General features: G+C 34.9%; 12 protein-coding genes, 1 pseudogene and 1 riboswitch. Of the genes and pseudogenes, 7 read left to right on the top strand and 6 right to left on the bottom strand.

The annotated features are described in order from the left end of the window. Positions 1-64: 64 nt before the first annotated feature. On the bottom strand, positions 65-409 hold the full coding sequence (locus C568_RS0117905; RefSeq protein ID WP_018782331.1) for a winged helix-turn-helix transcriptional regulator: 345 nt from the start codon (positions 407-409) through the stop codon (positions 65-67). Between the two features lie 166 nt (positions 410-575). Here C568_RS0117905 and C568_RS0117900 point away from each other — a divergent pair, with 166 nt between their 5' ends. Next, a complete protein-coding gene (locus tag C568_RS0117900) occupies positions 576-1,157 on the top strand; it encodes an ester cyclase (protein WP_029427468.1) in 582 nt (193 codons plus the stop codon). Between the two features lie 74 nt (positions 1,158-1,231). Then, positions 1,232-1,786, top strand: a complete 555-nt coding sequence (locus C568_RS0117895) for an NAD(P)H-dependent oxidoreductase (RefSeq protein ID WP_018782329.1) — start codon at positions 1,232-1,234, stop codon at positions 1,784-1,786. Between the two features lie 289 nt (positions 1,787-2,075). On the opposite strand, the gene C568_RS0117890 is transcribed toward C568_RS0117895, so the two are convergent. Then, positions 2,076-3,827, bottom strand: coding sequence for an SgrR family transcriptional regulator (locus tag C568_RS0117890; protein WP_018782328.1), 1,752 nt, complete (start codon positions 3,825-3,827; stop codon positions 2,076-2,078). Between the two features lie 106 nt (positions 3,828-3,933). Between C568_RS0117890 and C568_RS0117885 the strand changes: the two genes are divergently transcribed. Continuing rightward, the gene (locus tag C568_RS0117885) at positions 3,934-5,193 is read left to right on the top strand and encodes an MDR family MFS transporter (RefSeq protein ID WP_018782327.1); all 1,260 of its coding nucleotides are present in this window, start codon (positions 3,934-3,936) and stop codon (positions 5,191-5,193) included. Positions 5,194-5,253: 60 nt separating this feature from the next. On the opposite strand, the gene C568_RS0117880 is transcribed toward C568_RS0117885, so the two are convergent. Continuing rightward, entirely contained in the window at positions 5,254-5,457 is a 204-nt protein-coding gene (locus C568_RS0117880; RefSeq protein WP_018782326.1) for a hypothetical protein, read from the bottom strand. 948 nt (positions 5,458-6,405) lie between these two features. Here C568_RS0117880 and sigI point away from each other — a divergent pair. From sigI to C568_RS0117865, 4 genes and pseudogenes are all read left to right on the top strand, one after another. After that, positions 6,406-7,128: an RNA polymerase sigma factor SigI gene (sigI, locus tag C568_RS0117875; protein WP_018782325.1), complete on the top strand. Its 723-nt coding sequence runs from the start codon at positions 6,406-6,408 to the stop codon at positions 7,126-7,128. Next, the gene (locus C568_RS0117870; RefSeq protein WP_018782324.1) at positions 7,121-8,263 is read left to right on the top strand and encodes an anti-sigma factor domain-containing protein; all 1,143 of its coding nucleotides are present in this window, start codon (positions 7,121-7,123) and stop codon (positions 8,261-8,263) included. The genes sigI and C568_RS0117870 overlap by 8 nt, the downstream gene beginning before the upstream one ends. Before the next feature lie 559 nt (positions 8,264-8,822). Beyond that, positions 8,823-8,981: pseudogene (locus C568_RS35585) on the top strand (IS6 family transposase); the annotation flags it as partial. 136 nt (positions 8,982-9,117) lie between these two features. Continuing rightward, entirely contained in the window at positions 9,118-12,471 is a 3,354-nt protein-coding gene (locus C568_RS0117865; RefSeq protein WP_018782323.1) for a glycosyltransferase, read from the top strand. 234 nt (positions 12,472-12,705) lie between these two features. Here the strand turns inward: C568_RS0117865 and C568_RS0117860 are convergent, their stop codons facing one another. The 3 genes from C568_RS0117860 to C568_RS0117850 form a co-directional block, all read right to left on the bottom strand. Then, positions 12,706-13,911: an ABC transporter permease gene (locus C568_RS0117860; protein ID WP_018782322.1), complete on the bottom strand. Its 1,206-nt coding sequence runs from the start codon at positions 13,909-13,911 to the stop codon at positions 12,706-12,708. 69 nt (positions 13,912-13,980) lie between these two features. Then, a complete protein-coding gene (locus tag C568_RS0117855) occupies positions 13,981-15,405 on the bottom strand; it encodes an amino acid permease (protein ID WP_018782321.1) in 1,425 nt (474 codons plus the stop codon). 151 nt (positions 15,406-15,556) lie between these two features. Further along, positions 15,557-15,739, bottom strand: a riboswitch (Lysine riboswitch). 387 nt (positions 15,740-16,126) lie between these two features. Further along, positions 16,127-17,566 (bottom strand): NADP-dependent glyceraldehyde-3-phosphate dehydrogenase, encoded by a 1,440-nt coding sequence (locus tag C568_RS0117850; protein WP_006093663.1) that lies wholly within the window; start codon positions 17,564-17,566, stop codon positions 16,127-16,129. Positions 17,567-18,246 lie beyond the last annotated feature (680 nt).

The following is an 18,246-nucleotide window of genomic DNA, read 5'->3' as shown; positions in this document are numbered from 1 at the left end:
AATCGGAGCGGAAAAAATTTAAAGTACTTTAACTAACAAAAAAGGACCCACGGGTCCTTTTTTGTTAGTTTTCTAGAGTTAGCCCAAAGCGCTTTAATTCGATAAAAATACCTTCTAATTGTTTCCCTTTATCCGTGAGGGTATATTCCACTCGGGGAGGAACTTCAGGATAAACCTTTCTTGTTACAATACCTTGGCCTTCTAATTCCTTAAGGCGAAGTGAGAGTGTTTTTGGGCTGATACCATCCATTGATTTTAGCAAATCACTAAAGCGCAATGTTCCTTCAATAAGAAGGTCCCGAATAATTAAAAATGTCCATTTTGTTCCAATTACGTCGAGTGTTTTTGCAATAGGACAAGGTATACCAGGTGAACCTTTCGTTAATACAATCGGATCTATAGTGCTCATGGAAATAACCTCCATAAAAATTTTTTGAATTGATTTGCTTTATAGTATCACAAAACTATCCTTTTAGTAACTATATGAAAAAAATATCACTACTTCCAAAAGGGAAATTACTACATATAAAATAGTGTTAGGAACCACAAATGATTTCTAAACTAAGGAGGTGACTATGATGAAAATAAAAAATCAAACAAAAAAGTTATGGTGGTCATTTAGTTTTCTCGTGCTTTGCATTGTCGTAATCGGTACCGTGCTTACTGCGTGCAGCAATACAAAAATGTCTGCTTCTAAAAGTGAAATTCAATTGTTGAAAGGCAAGCCAGAGCCTAAAACAATGACAATCGATCCTTCATTAAATCAAAAAGAAGTTACAGCAATGATTCATGCAGCCCAACGTTTTTATGCATTTTGGGATACTGGCAATGAGGAGCTTATTCCACAAACCGTTACAGAGAAATTCTTTGATAATACGTTGCCAAAAGGGCGCCCACAAGGTCCCGAAGGCTTAGCATTTGCTGCAAAAAACTTTCGTAAAGTCGTTCCGGATATACATTGCGAGATTGAGGATTTATTAGTGGTTGGTGATAAGGTCACAGCTCGTCTATCCTTTACAGGAACACATGATGGAAAACCGATTAACTTTTTTGCCATTGATATTTTACGTATTAAGGATGGAAAAATTACTGAAGATTGGCATCTAGAAGATAACCTTACTCTTATGCAACAACTTGGAGTAGTAGCTGAGAACTAAATGATAGCGGTACGAAAAAATGTGGATTTAGATAGATGCAATTCAATCAATAAAAAATAAAGGGGAAGAAAATGATGAAAAATATATTAATCATAAATGGTCATCAAAAATATAGTGCCGACGGAGGGAAATTAAATCAAACATTGGTTGATCGCATGGTCAGTCTACTAAGTGAAAAGAGTCATGTGAAAACAACGATTATTCAAGATGGATACAATATTAAAGAAGAACAACAAAAGTTTTTATGGGCGGATGTTATTATCTATCAAACACCGATTTATTGGTTTAGTGTACCAGGATTATTTAAAACGTATATGGATGAAGTATATGAGTACGGCCTCTTTTTTAAAGGAGGAGATCAATATGGAGCAGGAGGGTTATTAACAGAGAAAAAATATATGTTTTCCACTACATGGAATGCACCTAAAACAGCGTTTCAAGATTCCTCACAATTCTTTGAAGGTCAGAGTTTAGAAGAAGCAATTGGTCATTTGCACCGAGTACAGAAATTTATTGGTATGAGTCCTTTAAAGAGTTTTGCGTGCTATGATGTAGTCAAAAATCCTAATATTGATATGTTTTTAGCAGAACTTGAAATGCATGTAAAAGAAGTGGTGAACCTTTCCTAAATTTTAAAAATAAGTAGCTAGTAAAACCTCAATCTGAAGATTGAGGTTTTACGGTTATGCAAGTTATCCATATTATATAAATGCGGATTGAAAGACCGACATAAAATCATTTCTTTTAGGCGGGAGAGAGGATCCGATCATGCGTAGGGGCAGTCAGTGCCTTTTTTAGCCCTACGCCATGTGAAAACAGAAGGAGAAAATGAGTGAAGAACTTCTTTTGTTTTCATAACCGCGACTTATATACCGGAATTTTAAAATGAGTATATATAAATAGTTAAGTGAATTGATTTCAATACTCTTTAGCTGATTCCATATGGTGAATCCATAACTTTGAAAAATCCGTCCAGCCAAAAGAATCAATGGTTACGTTCTTTAAAGAAGAGGGATATGTTTGCTTTTTTAAAACATGATAATTAAATAGGATAATGTATTCCGTTCGAAGGAATTCTTCAATTTCGAATATAAGTTTATGACGATGTTCCTTATTTTCTTCGGCTAAGAATGTATTTAGTAAACAATCAATCTGTTTTTGATAGTGAGGATGCATAAAACGGTTGATAAAACAGCTTTTACTTTTAAATACATTGAGAAAAGCTATTTCTATATCTGAATTAAAAACCTCCCCCATTAAAATAATATCGGCGTTTTGATCAATAGAACGATTCGAGTAGTCTGAGACTGGAAAAGGGTGTAATTCCATTTGTATGCCTAAGTTTTGGCAATGCTCTTTTAGCCAAATTGCATCATGAGCACTATCTTTAAAAGAGAAAAAGTAAATATGTATAGTTTCACCTTGATATGTACTTTTTTTCAGGTATTCCTTTGCTTTGCATAAAGAATAAGATTGTTTCGTTGCTGCTCGGCTTCGACTTGGAAAGAAGCTTGATGCGGGGATAGTCCGCATACCTTTTAAATCACGAATAATCGATTCAACGTCATATATTTCTCTCCAAGCTTTTCGAAAATAAATATCATGATGTGGACCAGGTTTTGTAAAGTTAAATGCGGCATATATACACCCGGTTTCTTCTATTTGTACTTCGTGTTCTTTTGTATATTCAGTATTTGGTAGTTCATAGTGTGTATGTATTTGTGCATGTTCCGGAATCCGCCAAAACTCAATACGATCAAGCAACGCCCGTTCTTTAAAATAATCCGTAAACGCTTCTAATATAACTTGATCTTCATCATAACAATGTAATTTAAAAGCTCCCGTCCCGATATAATGGTGATTTTGTATTGTTACATCATGAGGTAAAATGGCTAATTGCATCGAACTTACATAACGTAGGAAAAACAAATTCGGCTTTCGAAGGTGAAAGCTTATTTGTAGTGGTGATGGTGTTTCAATCTGCACAATCTCTTCAGTTAACCAGGCATAAGGAGAGTGTACACGTTGTAATCTTTCAAATGAAAATTGAACATCTTTAGAAGATAAGATTCTTCCATGATGAAAATGGATGCCTTTTCGTAAATAAAAAGTCCAGGTAAGTTGATCGTCACTAACCTCCCATGTATGGGCGAGGTGTGTTTCAATTTCTTTTGTGACGTAGTTGTAAGTAACTAATGTATCAAAAATTTGACTAATGAGATGACTCTCTGTTGTGACAGCTGCAAATGCTGGATCAAGCGGCAATATTTTTCTCGAGCAAGGTATCTTTAACACGTCATACATATCGTTTAAAGGTTGGTATCCAAAGTGCTGCTGTAGTTTTTCTTCTAAGCTTTTTCGAAGGGGAGCAGGAAATGGTTGTTTTAAAAGAAGGAATATCTCTTTTAATTTATCTTGCTGTAAGAGGGATTCCGCATAGGGCATAACCACTTCTGAAATGGCATGGAGAAAGAGAACTTCACTTTTATTTCCCCGTCCTCGTCCTGGTGTCCACGTAATTAATTTTTCTTCATTCATTTTTCTCAGTAAAATTTTTACGTTTTTTGTACTGCAATATAAAATATTGGCTAATTCTTGCAAGCTATTTTGCATGTACTGTTTTTCTGGATCATGCAATCGTAGTTGAATATAATAGTCCATCACTTTCATGTTTAAACGACTCCTTCCCAATAAAAGGGGAAATTCTTTAGAATATTCTAACCTTTTTCTTCCACTTTTTCAAAGTAAAATGAATACACATAAGGGGGAAGAAACAATGGGATTTTGGAGTATGCATCGAAATATAAAAATTAGAATTATAACATCATTTTTAACACGCACTGTATCAACAATGATTTTCCCGTTTATGGCGATTTATTTTTCAGTAAAGCTCGGGAGTGTCCTTGCAGGTGTTTTATTACTAATAAACGTAATGGCGGCACTCATCATTGGGCTTTATGGCGGTTATATTGGAGATCGATTAGGACGAAAAAAGGTTATGATTATAGGGCAAGTGATACAAGTAGTTTCGATTGCTTGTATGGGAATTGCGAATTCAGATTATGTAGATTCACCTTGGCTCACTTTTGTGTTTATGCTAACAAATAGCCTTGGTTCAGGACTTATGAACCCGGCAACAGAGGCGATGCTAATTGATGTGAGTACACCGGAGAATAGAAAAGTAATGTACAGTATTAATTATTGGGCAATCAATTTATCGATTGCTATTGGGGCTATATTCGGAGGGTTATTATTCGAACATTATCATTTGCAACTCTTTATATTATTGACGGCAGTAGCATTGCTAACGTTGTATTTAATTTCAGTATATATGGAAGAAGTATATGTAACTCAGAAAACGATAAAAAAGAAGCATGTGTTAAAAGAAATGGTTGAAAGTTATAAAGTTGTTATGACAGACCGGGCATTTTTGATATTTTGTTTAGCAAGTATATGTACGTTATCGTTAGAATTTCAGCTTAATAATTATTTAGGTGTACGCTTGCAAGAGGAATTTGAAACAATTCAATTTGCATTTGGAAATGATATTCGTTTTGATTTAACAGGTATTCGGATGCTAAGTTGGATTTCTGCGGAGAATACGATTTTGATTGTTTTATTTTCAGCACTTGTTATTAAAATGATGAAACGTTTTAATGACTTGAAAATCCTATATGTTGGCTTATTTATCTATACAATTGGATTCACAATAATTGGATCAAGTAATAGCTTATGGATCTTATTAATAGCAGGGCTTTTCCAAACAATCGGCGAGATGATGTATGTGCCAGTTCGGCAATCCATTATGGCCGATATGGTTCCAGATGATGCTCGAAGTTCTTATATGGCAATCAATGGTATGGTCTTTCAGGTGGCAAAAATGAATGGAGCACTAGGGATTATGCTAGGTTCTTTTATAGCATCATGGGGAATGAGCATTGTATATTTTTTAGTTGGTATAAGTAGTATTTTGTTATTTATGAAAGCAATTAATAGGACAGAATACAGTGAAGAAAATATACCTCATATAGGATAAGAAAATATACAAAAAGCGAATCGTTTTTATAATGATTCGCTTTTTATATACCATTTTTTTCTAAAAAACGTCTACTTCAGCTAATGTATTGCTAGTGCTTGGGTTCATTAAAAGGTTCTTCAGTTCACCTACTTCAGAGAGTGTGACAATGATGTAACCGCTAATTAATACAATGAGTCCAATGACCCTTAATGTTTGCAAACTAATATTTCTTTGGTTTTCCTCAGAGTTACTTGGGGGCGTTAAAGTTTGAGTGTTGTTCATCGTAGGGCTCCCATCTTTTTATTTATATATGTGCTAAACAATTGTATGAGTTATGGATGATAAATAAAAAGAATCAAAATCATAGTCATTTTCACTATATGAGAAATGCCTAAAAAAGTGATTAAAAATAGGGGTGTTCAGTTCATACTTATACGCCTCTCTAAAAATCCTATCAGGTTGATAATGCTTCCATTTGAACAATTTTTCCTTTTTCATACCGATCACACACCTTTTTTAGAGTAATAGTATCAGTATGTCCAAGATTTAGAGGTTACTTGCATGTATCTTGAAGTTTTTGCACCGGAACCGTATTTTGTTTTATTGGCTTGATAGCGATATGGTGCTACCCCATAAAGAATATTGATATGTGAGAGTTTTACTGCCCGCGAATAGCGAGATAAAGTGAATGCGAGTATTTTTACATATGAATCTATGAAAAAGTTGATGAAATTGTCAGCTTTTTATTTTTGAAAAAAATTGTTTATCTATTTTTATAAAAAAATGTTTTTTTGACCCCTATAAAATTTTTATTTCCTCCGAATATATATAATAAGGAAAGCAAAAGCTGCAATTACCAAAAATATAGAGAAGAGTTTTTCAAAGATTGTAGCTAAAATAGAAAAAGAGCAAGAAAAACAAGCGGACGCTATTGCAAAAGAAAACAAGAAAGCAGATTAAAATACAGAAGTAACTCCAGCAAAACCAGTACAACCGGCACAGCCAGCACATAAACCGGCTGTTTCTTATGAGAAGCATGAGCAATCAAACCACAAGGGTCAAACAGAAAAGAATGATCATCAAGACAACGGTAAAAAAGTCGGTCACGAAAAACATGAACAACAGCAAGAAGACAAGCACAAAGAAAAATAGTAAGAAAATGTGATAGAATGGTCACTTCTTTAGTGACCATTTTGCTATTTGAAGCACAAGGAGGGAGGGGGATTACTAGTGTTGAGTTTAGTGATGAAGATCATAAAAAAAACGAAAATAGAAGATATCGTATGTAACATACAAAACAACAGAGGAGATAAGGAAGCTTTTATCGCACAGTATCGGCCTTTTATTCGAAAATCAATCTCGTCTGTCTGCCGCCGGTATATTACAGAGCAGGATGATGAATACAGCATTGGATTGTTTGCGTTTAATCAAGCAATTGAACAGTATTCATATAAAAAAGGAAAATCTTTTCTAGCGTTTGCTGAGCTTCTTATAAAAAGGGATGTGATTGACTATATACGCAAGGAGTCTAAGCATAATCTCGTCTTTTTAAAAGAAGACCAGCAAGAGGAAATGGTAGAAATGCAGGTATCGCTTACGGAGTATACGAAAGAGATGGAAAACAGAAACCGTAAGGAGGAGATTCTTCATTTTCAAATTGTGCTAGCTGAGTTTAAAATCACATTTTCAGAGCTTGCTAAGGAATCTCCAAAGCATCGTGATACGCGTGAGCACTTAATAGAAATTGTAAAGATTATTATAAAAGAAGAGAAAATGATGGAAGAGCTGTTCCGAAAGAAAAAGTTACCGCTTAAACACATTGAACCGCGTGTTAGGGCAAGTCGTAAAACGTTGGAGCGGCATAGAAAATACATTATTGCAATGTGTATTATCTTTGCAAACAACTATACATATATTCTTGATTATATAAGAGGGGGGAAGCATGATGAATAAAGGGATTGTGATGGATATAAAAAAACATAGCGTAGTTGTTTTAACTCCAGATGGAGAGTTTATTACGTTTAAAAGAAAATCGCACTCTTATATGATTGGAGAGGAAATCTCGTTTAACGAACAAGAACAAAGAATACCGCGTTTTTCAATCCCTTCTTTCTTAAAGCCTGCATCATTACTTGTTGCTTGTTTTCTATGTGTGTTTCTGTTTTTCTACAACCAACCGGAAGAAAAAGCACTCGCTTATGTCTCAATTGATATTAATCCAAGTTTAGAGGCGAGCGTAACAAAGGATCTTCGTGTTATAGATTTGCGGGCTTGTAATGATGATGGAAAGCGCATTTTAAAAGAAATGAAACGATGGAAAAATGAACCTTTGCAAGACGTAGTACGTACCATTGTAAAGCAAAGTCAAGAGGATGGATACTTAACGAATGACAAGCAAGTTATGCTAACAGCTGTTACAAAAGACAAGTCGCTAGAACCGCAGTTGGAAAAGGCTATGCAAGGATTAAAGAAAGAGTATGAGACAAAACATGTTACAGTCGTATATCAAAGCAGTACGATGCAAGTGCGAGAGAATGCCAAGAAAGCAGGATTCGGCACAGGTGTCTATATAAAGCAAGAGAATGAGAAGAAGAAATCGCTTACTCCTCCTGCACCGCCGTCTAACCAGGAGGAACACCCTCAGGAGATACATTCGCAACCAAAGTCATCACCCGATGCATCATCGAATTTGTCTCCTGTAAAAGAAGAAAGATATGAGAAGCAAGAGCAAATAGAACAAAAGCAATCCCAGGAACAGCAACCCCAGCAATCAAAAGGAAATAATGGGCATCAGCAAGAAAACAACGGTAAAGAGTATAAACAAAAAAATAAAGAGTCTCAGCAAGAAAACAACGGTAAAGGGTATAAACAAGAAAATAAAGAGTCTCAACAAGAAAACAACGGTAAAGGGTATAAACAAGAAAATAAAGAGTTTCAGCAAGAAAACAACGGTAAAGGATATAAACAAGAAAATAAAGAGTCTCAGCAAGAAAATAAAGGCAATATAAACGAAAACAACGGGCATAAAAAAGAGGACAAAAACGTTCCTGCCACGCAACATCAAGGGAAAGAAAAGAAAAATCCATAGAATATTTAAGAAGTATAGGGTACATTGTTTATCAAGACCTAAATGAAAAATTCCCAATAAGTAAAGGACAATACATATTTTATATAACCCAAAATATGATATTTTTATAAAAAAGTTTAATCAAAATTCACTTAGAATTCTTTACGTGAAGGGATAAAGCATCGCATCTTTTTTAAAACGTCGCGACTTTCTTAAGAACTTCGCGTCTTTATTCAAAGCATCGTGATTTTATTTCAAAGCCAGAGTAAGAGTAAAAAAAATTGTAACGCTAGGAAATAATGAAGCTAAGTATTTTTATTTTTGGGACTTAGATGGAAATATGTTCGAAGCGGCTTGGTCGGTGTGGGATGAAACTGTATAAAGAATATTGATATGTGAGGGTTTTACTGCCCGCGAATAGCGAGATAAAATGAATGCGAGTATTTTTACATATGAATCTATGAAAAAGCTGATGAAATTGTCAGCTTTTTATTTTTGAAAAAAATTGTTTATCTATTTTATAAAAAAATATTTTTTTGACCCCCATAAAATTTTTATTTCCTCCGAATATGTATAGTGAAGAAAGCAATTAGAATTGAAATCATTTCGTACAGCAACCTTGATTTTGAGAGGTATTGAAGCCATGCACATGATGAAAAAAGGGTAACTTCACCAAAGGGTGAAATCTGCCCAAAATGAGGTTGAAGTCATTCATAAGATATTTGGATTAGTCGTTTGATCTCAAAGTTAACAGGAAATTACTGTTCTATATTCCTATTAAGCTATTTTCGCACCAAAACCCTAGAAGGTCTATCTGTTAAAATAGTTTGCGTTTGTACTTAGAATAAAAAGAAAAGGAGTATGTAAAAAAAATAATGGAGAAAAAAATTCAACAAGAGAAAGATAACTCAAAACCCGTTTTTTATGATCCTAAAGGAAGAAGAAAAATAGCTTTCAGTTGGTTTCTATGTATCTCAATAGTTAGTATAAGTATTGTATTTTATTTTTTCTTTCGAAGTATTTTTTCAACACCAGAAATTCCAAATATGAATCCTTCTGTAAAGCAAGATACTAAACTTGTACCTATTAATCAAAAACTCAGCGACCAGCAGTTAAAGAAGGGAGAATTCAAATCTCCTAATACCGAAATAAACAATAATAAAAATTCGAAAAATTCAACAGACAATGGCGAACAACCTAAAGAAGTTTATGGTTTTTATGTAAACTGGGATGAAAATAGTACTGCTTCTTTAAAAGAAAATATCGATTCATTAACCATGTTAGTTCCAGAATGGTATCACTTAAAAGCAAACCTAACAATTAGTAGTGAGATTAAACCTGAGATTGTACAGTTAGCAAAAAAAAATCATGTAAAAATTATGCCGTTGCTTACTAACTATACTCAAGAAGCTTCTGGTCCTGATAGTAAACTTATTCATAAGTTACTGAATGATTCAGATGATGTACAGACAAAATTTATTAATGATTTAGTAAAGCGAATTGAAGAGAATCAATTTGCAGGTATTAATATTGACTTTGAGTCAATACCTGAAGGCGATAGAGATAAATTAACAAATTTCATGAAAGAACTTACTACGGTCTTTCACAAACATCATTTGCTCGTAACGCAAGATGTCCCTGCTAATGATAAAGCCTTTGATTATGGTGCATTAGCCAAAGTAATAGATCGCATGATTGTAATGATGTATGATGAGCACTATGGAGCAGGGACACCAGGACCAATTGCTTCAAATAAATGGTTTGAACATACGCTCAATGATCTAAACATTCCCTCTGAGAAACTTATAGTTGCTTTCGGTAACTATGGATATGATTGGGAAGTAAATAGCAAAAAACCTGCGAAGTCTTTAACTTTCTCAGAAGTTATGACAATGGCTCATGATTCAAATATAAAAATTCAATGGGATAAGATCAGTGGAAATCCTTATTTTCGATATAAAAAAGGAGCGAAAGAACATACTGCTTGGTTCTTAGATGGTGTTACTTTTTATAATCAAGCAAAAATCGCAATGAACAACAATGCAAAGGGATTTGCATTATGGAGACTAGGAGCAGAAGATCCTACTGTATGGAAAGCTTTAAAAGATCCTATTGAGGTACAAAAAAATCCTGATGCATTACATAAAATCGCTAGTTTAGATGAAGTAAATTATTCTGGGCAAGGCGAAATTTTACAGATTGAGAATGAAAGACAAAATGGATTGAGAGATTTTAAAGTAGGCAAAGAAGGTTATCTTACAGATGAAGTATATCAATCACTACCATCTGCATATCAAGTGAAACGCTATGGAAAACCAAAAGGAAAACAAGTAGTACTAACATTTGATGATGGACCAGATCCTAAATATACACCGGAAATTCTAGATATATTAAAAGAGCATAAAGTAAAAGCAGCCTTTTTTGTACTTGGTGAAAACGCCCAAATAAATCCTAATCTTGTTAAAAGAATATACGATGAAGGCCATGAAATTGGCAATCATACCTTCAAGCATCCGAACGTAGCTGATACGTCTTTACTACGAACAAAAGTAGAGCTGAATACAACTCAGCGCCTCATTCAGGAAATAACTGGACACTCTACGGTTTTATTTAGGCCACCATATGAAGCGGATGCTGAGCTGGATTCACCAAATGAAATAGTACCTATTTTGCGTGCACAAAATATGAACTATACAATGGTGGCAGAAAAAGTTGATCCTGAGGACTGGGCGACGCCATCAACAAATGAATTGGTAAAGCGTGCTCTTAATCCCATTTATAAGGGGGAGGGAAATGTTATTCTTCTCCATGATGCAGGAGGAAATCGTACTCATACGGTAGAGGCGCTGCCAATTATTATTAAAGACCTTAAAAAGCATGGATATAGTTTTGTAACAATTTCAGATTTAATGGATAAAGAACGAGATGAAGTTATGCCACCCGTTTCTTCTGAGGGTGAGCAATATTTACTTTACAATAAAGCTGTTTTTTCAGGAGCGGGATATTCTAAACATATATTAACAACTATTTTTTATATTGCTATTGGATTAGGTATTTTCCGATTCCTATTTTTAATTTGTTTTGCATTCAAGCAAAAAAGGAAAACAAGATCTCGTTTATTTACTAATTCGTCTTATCAACCTTTCGTTAGTGTTGTGATAGCCGCATATAATGAAGAGAAGGTTATAACCAAGACGATTCGCTCAATTTTGGATAGTGATTATGGAGAGTTTGAAGTTATTGTTGTTGATGACGGATCGAAAGATGGTACGTCAAAAGTAATTCAAGAAGCATTCCATAAACATCCTAAAGTTTGTTTAATTCAGAAAGAAAATGGTGGGAAATCATCCGCAATGAATTTAGGATTTCAAAAATCACGAGGAGAAATTATTGTCACTTTAGATGCGGATACTATTATTGCGCAAGACGCTATTTCTCTAATGATTAGACACTTTGAAGATCATAATGTAGCAGCAGTTTCAGGCAATGTCAAAGTGGGAAATAGACGAAATTTGTTAACTACTTGGCAACATGTTGAATACATTACAGGATTTAATTTAGAACGCAGAGCTTTTGATGAGTTGAATTGTATCACGGTAGTTCCTGGAGCTATTGGAGCATGGCGTAAAAAGAATGTAGTTGAATCTGGATATTTAAGTGAAGATACACTTGCAGAAGATACGGATCTTACTATAACATTTTTACGTCAAGGGCATCGAATTGTATATGAAGAAAAAGCATATGCTTATACGGAGTCGCCTGAAGATGTGAAAAGTCTCATTAAACAGCGATATCGTTGGTCGTATGGTACACTCCAATGTCTTTGGAAGCATCGAAAGGCATTGTTTAATCCAAAGCATAAAACATTAGGGTTCGTTGCATTACCTAATATGTGGTTGTTCCAATATGTCCTGCAGTTCATTGCTCCTTTAGCAGATATATTAATGATTATAGGGCTATTTGGTAGCAATCCGCTAAAAGTTTTGGGATTTTATCTTGTATTCTTTCTAATGGATCTTCTCGCTTCTCTTTTTGCATTTAAATTAGAGAAAGAGAATCCTAAACCATTAGCATGGTTAATTTTACAACGCTTTATTTATCGTCAATTTATGACTTATGTTGTAATTAAATCTGTATTTTCATCTATTCGTGGGGTTGCGGTAGGATGGAATAAATTGAAGAGAATGGGAAGTGTTAAGCACTCCTCTGAACATAATGAGGCATCATAAGAGAGAAAGGGAAAGTATGCTTTCTTGAATGATCCTAAGGTAATATGCCATTTTGTACACTTACAAAAAGATATAGATAAGAAGAAAAAATAGAAAAGAGGATACAGATGAATTCTTTAATTTACTCATTTTATTTTCCCTAATCTATTTGATTGTTGAGAATATAAAAACAGAAAGTGTAGCTTCTTTAGCTAAACTTTCTGTTTTTTTCTTTCAGAATACACAATCATTCATTTAAATTTCCGATGAAGAAATTCGTTTTTTGGTTCTTGGTAAGATAATAAATTTGATAAAAAATATACTGACTATAATAGTTGAAAGAACAAGTAAAAACTGCTGGAGTGCAGCGAATATAATAATGGAAAATAACACTAGCTGAACGACTGCTAATGAAAATACAAGAATGAGAAATTGATTTATTCGTGTGTCGTGTGAGATAGGATATAATGCTACAATATTATTTCCCGAAAAATACTTCCATAAAGTACGAAGCTGCATAGAGGTCATATATAAGAGACAACAAGTAATAGCGCCTTTTGCAAATACATTCGGTACGAAATATAAAATAAAAGAACCGATAATAGTTAAACGAATATATATACCAAAATAATCATTCGCACGTAGGAATGATAAAGTGTTCAAATATAAAAAAGTAGATTGTTTTTTATGTAATATAGGTTCTAGCCAACTTGTTAGCCATTTTCTTTGTTTTACTTGTTTTTTTAGCTGTGGAACTTCTGTGAAAAAGTTTGCAAATTGGTAAAAGTGCATGTCCATTTTTTCTTCTTGCTCAATTATATATTCCCATCCAATTTGTTTTGTTGGTTGTTTTGTTGTATAAACAAGTAGGAAGACAAGAAGTAATAGCATTGCACCTAATAGAACAACTGATACGGACTGAAAGAGCATATAAAGAATAAGTGCGTTACAAGTGAAACGAATAATAAACCAGATTTGGCTATTATAGTGATCACGCCATAACCAATTGATATATAGGTTCCAACCTTTTATTAACATTAAAATGAAAAAGATCGTACATAAGAATGGAACGGTTGTCTGTAATGTTTGCATTGCTAGCGGTGTAATGATTAGAAACGTAAATAGCAATGGAAAAAGTTGAATGACATAATTGTATAGAAGAGACTGTTTGAAATAAGATGTTAAATTCTCTTCGAGTGCCAGTAAATAGACAGCGTCAGGCTTTTGGATAAAAGTACGAATCGGGCACCTCGTTATCATGATGGTAAGCAGAGATATAATGATGATTAATGAAATGCCTTTAGAAGGAGATGTTTTAAGAAACTTGGCGTAATAATACGCACCAACGCATGAGACGAAGATGAAACTGTATAGTAGACCGCTAATCATGCGTGCAAAGTACATGATGACGTTTTGAATATGCTTTTGGAAACGAGTGCTCCATAGTGTTTCGATTGACATGTTTTTTCACCTCTGTCTTCTATTATATAGGTTTCTTTCTTATACAAAAATAAAAACGAGCAAATTGCTTTAAGCAATTTGCTCGTTTTTATTTTCTTCATTTTTTTTCTTATCGCGATTCATTAATGGATAAAATGCAAAGCCAATTACAAATAAGCCGATTCCAAGAAGGAATGTTTTTATATCTGAGGAGCCAGTTTTAATAACCCATAGTGCATAGCAAAGTGCAATGACTGCGATAATACCATCCATAATCCTTGAACCGGGTTCGTCTTTATACGTTTCACCAGTTGCAACGAGTTTTAATTGGAAGATTGGTGAAACGAGATAAGGGATTAAGTAAGCTAAGGTTGAGACAGTAATAACGAATGTATAGGCCTCAGCAATTGTCCCTGATAACGTTGAGAAAAGGAAGACTTGCGACATAATATTTGTCAGTCTTAGTGAATAAATTGGACTTCCTTTTTTGTTTGTTTTTGCAAAGAAGGAAGGGAAGAATCCTTCTTTCGCCGCTTGATAAGGTACTTCTGAACTTAATAAAATCCAGCCTAAGATAGAGCCGAATAGGGAAGTAAGAGCAAGTAGTGCCATCAATTTCCCACCGCCGTGGCCCATTGCAGCATTTAATGCATCAGCTAATGGACGTTCAGAAGTTTGTAATTTATCGATGTGAAGAACACCCATTGTTAAAATGGTAATTCCTAAATAAATGGCAACTGTTATCAATAAACCAGCTACAGTTGCTCGTTTTACCGTTTTTGGAGACACAGCACGGTTTGATAAAAGAACAGCTGATTCAATACCGATAAATGCCCAAAGTGTTGTAAGAGCAGCTAAATTTATTTGTGAAAGTAGTCCATGTGACACGCCTTCTTTATCAATCATTGGTGTGTACCATTGTCCAAATTTTGAAGCTTGAAATGCAAACAAAGTCACAACAATGAATAGAAGGAATCCAGTCACCTTTGTTGTTGTTGCTAAGAAGTTTAACTTCCCAGCTCCGCTTACACCGTTTGTTAAAATCATATGTGTTCCCCATAGTAAGACAGAACAAATAGAAAATGTAATTAGTTTTCCAACTTCTATATCGAAAGAGCCAATCGAAAATAATAGGCGTGTGTCTTTCATAATCGGGAAGAAGAGTGATAAATATCCCGCAAAAGATGTAATAATAGCGACATTACTTGCCCAGTTTGCAACCCAATAGCCCCAAACCATACTGAAACCAGCCATTTTTTTCTTTTTTGGTGATGAGAATAATGCATATGCATGACTTTGTGGTCCTGTCGTTAAATCAGGACGACGAATTGCTAAATTACCGAAAACAAGAGCTAGCATTAAAACACCAAACCCTGTTGTTAACCAAGCTAAAGTGACACCGAGAGGGCTTGCTGTTTGTGCTAACGTACTTGGCACCATGAAAATACCAGCGCCAACCATGTTACCGACAACGAATGCTGTCAGTACCCAAAAACCCCATTTTTTTTGTTGCATAAAAAATACCTCCAAAGTTAGTATAACCAAGTCAAGCGAGGAGATATGTATGTCTTCCAAAAAGGGAAGAAAGGTAAGCTTCATACAAAACAAAAAAAGCACGTATAATTGTCGCTACGTGCTTTCTATCTTATAGGAAACCCACGACATACCTCTCGATAGCTCTCCACAAACAAATTGTTTGTGACAGTTCTGCACTTATTAAATAGCAGACCCAGCAAGAATGCACAGTGGGCATTTCTTACTTCGGCAACCATTCCTTTCCCATTCATTCATCGATGCCACTACATCTCCTGAAATGATACTCTTAATGACTGCAACCTCTACCTCACCGAGATACGAATGAGGATTTATGTATTAAATTAACATAATCAAGGGTAACAAATGAATTTTTATACGTCAATGGATATAGTAATAATCAGACTATAGTGAACAATTTGTCATTAAAAGAAGAGGGGTTTTTTTAGAAATAGGCTCCGTTAATCTGTGTGTTAACCTAATGAAGCAAATATTTTTGATATTTTGTCTCACTTGAGTCTAGAAAAACAACATAGTTATTCTGTAACTTTACTTGAGAATGTGATGGATTGGTTAATGAGAGAAGAGAAAGCGGGCTCATTGTAGCTCTTTTTTCTGTGCTGAAATATTACCATATAACAGAGCCTAGGAGTAAAAAAAGAAGCTAAGTCTACAACCGTAGATTAGCTTCTAACACGAAATATTATACTAAGTTTAATACAGTTACTTTTTCACGTGTCATAGACTCAAGGCTCTTACGAATACCTTGTGCTCCCATGCCAGAACCCTTCACACCGATGAATGGGAAGTGGTCAGGACCACGCTCTGTACGTCCGTTAATTTGAACGGAACCAGTATCGATTTTGTTTGCAATTGCAAATGCTTTATTAATGTCTTTTGTGAAGACACTTGCTTGTAAGCCGAAATCTGATTTGTTCGCAATTTCAATTGCTTGTTCATCAGAAGAAACACGGATGATTGGAAGGATTGGGCCGAATGGCTCTTCCCAAGCAACTTTCATATCTTCTGTTACATTGTCAATTAATGTTGGGTAAATTAAGTTGCGCTCGCGTTTGTTACCAATTACGATTGTAGCGCCTTTTTCTACTGCATCGTCAACTAATCCTTGAACGAAATCAGCAGATTTATCGTCGATTAATGGCACGATTGTACTGTCTTGTTCTGGAGAACCAACAGTTAATTCAGCCACTTGATCTTTTAATAAGCTAACAAGCTCGTCCGCTACATTTTCGTGTACAAGCACGCGCTTGATTGCAGTACAGCGTTGACCTGAGTATGAGAATGCGCCACTAACGATATGTTTTGCTGCTTCTTGTAAGTCAGCATCTTCACGTACGATACCAGGGTCTTTACCGCCAAGTTCTAATACAAGCGGAATCATAGCAGCTTTTTTCGCTAAGTGAGCACCTGTGTGTGTACCACCTGTGAACGATACCATATTTACGCCAGGATGTTCTACTAAGTAGTCGCCGATAACAGAACCGCGTCCTGTTGCTACGTTTACAAGTCCTTTTGGAAGACCTGCTTTATGAAGAGCTTCAACCATTTTAATACCGCTAATTGCGCCTTGTGTTGCTGGTTTAAAGATAACAGCGTTCCCCATAATAAGAGCTGGTGCAAGTTTTGCAGCAGATAAGTTTACAGGGTAGTTAAATGGTGCGATTGCTAAAACAACACCACGTGGTGCACGTTGAATGATTGCAAGCTTGGATTTAGATCCACCAGGGAAGCTATCGCCCATCATGCTTTCGCCATGCATGTGTAATGCTTCATCTACAGTATAACGAATTAAATCAGCTGTACGAACAACTTCTTTTTTCGCATCTTTATAACCTTTACCGACTTCTTTCATTACGATATCGGCAATTTCATCTTGCATATTTACGAGCTCATCAGCCCATTTATATAAATATTTTGCACGATCTTGAAGAGAAGCTTCAGCCCATTCTTTTTGAGCTTGTTGTGCTGATTTAATTGCTTCGTCAACTTCTTCACGAGTAATTGCTTGTACTTTACCAATTACTTCGTGTAAGTATGGTGATGGAATATCAATTGTTTGCCCAGAAGAGCTTTCTCTCCATTCACCGTCTAAATAAAATTTGTACGTATTGCTAGTTGTCATGATTTGTCCTCCTAAAATAGCAACTTGTAAGAGTGAGTATATGGTGATTGTAGGGGGTTTGAGAGCATTTTTCAAACAAAATGTTTATGGAAACGATTTCTTATGTGATTTTTATTTTGTATGCCCTTTCTTAAAGGGGTTTACCTTATTTGTAAGTGAAATATAGGATTATCTATAATAATATCGATAGATAATTTTTTCGAGTATCGAAGTGGTATTGTACATCTTTTATTTTTGGTGATAAAAGTTTATTTTGTAAAATAATGAAAAAAACAATTGACAGAAAAGTTGATAAAGTTATAAAATTAAAAATGGAAAATAAATGAAGGGGGTGCGCGTAATGATTGTAATGGTAAATATGACTGGCTTAGTTGGATTACATGGTGGGAAACATTCATATCATTACGCAACCCGTACGGAAAGATAGTGCTTTTTTGTTTTTTCAAAAAGCGTACGTTGCGTATTTCGTAACGTACGCTTTTATGCGTTTTTGCGCATATCGTCAAGCGGCGGTATGCGTTTTTTTGTCTCTATTTTGGTTGTTTCCATACTTTGTATGGTTTCGATAAAGTGAAACTTCCATCCGTAAGGGGGATTTATCTCCCACGGATGGGTTAGTTGAACCAATCGGGCATTTACGGGCAGTTATCCCCTTATCTATCGTTCTCATTTCTTGCTGA

The sequence above is a fragment of the Bacillus sp. 95MFCvi2.1 genome, from assembly GCF_000374965.1.
Taxonomy (GTDB): Bacteria; Bacillota; Bacilli; order Bacillales; family Bacillaceae_G; genus Bacillus_A; species Bacillus_A pseudomycoides.
The sequence above is the reverse complement of the archived record's forward strand: the minus strand, read 5'-3'. Positions and strand labels throughout refer to the sequence as shown.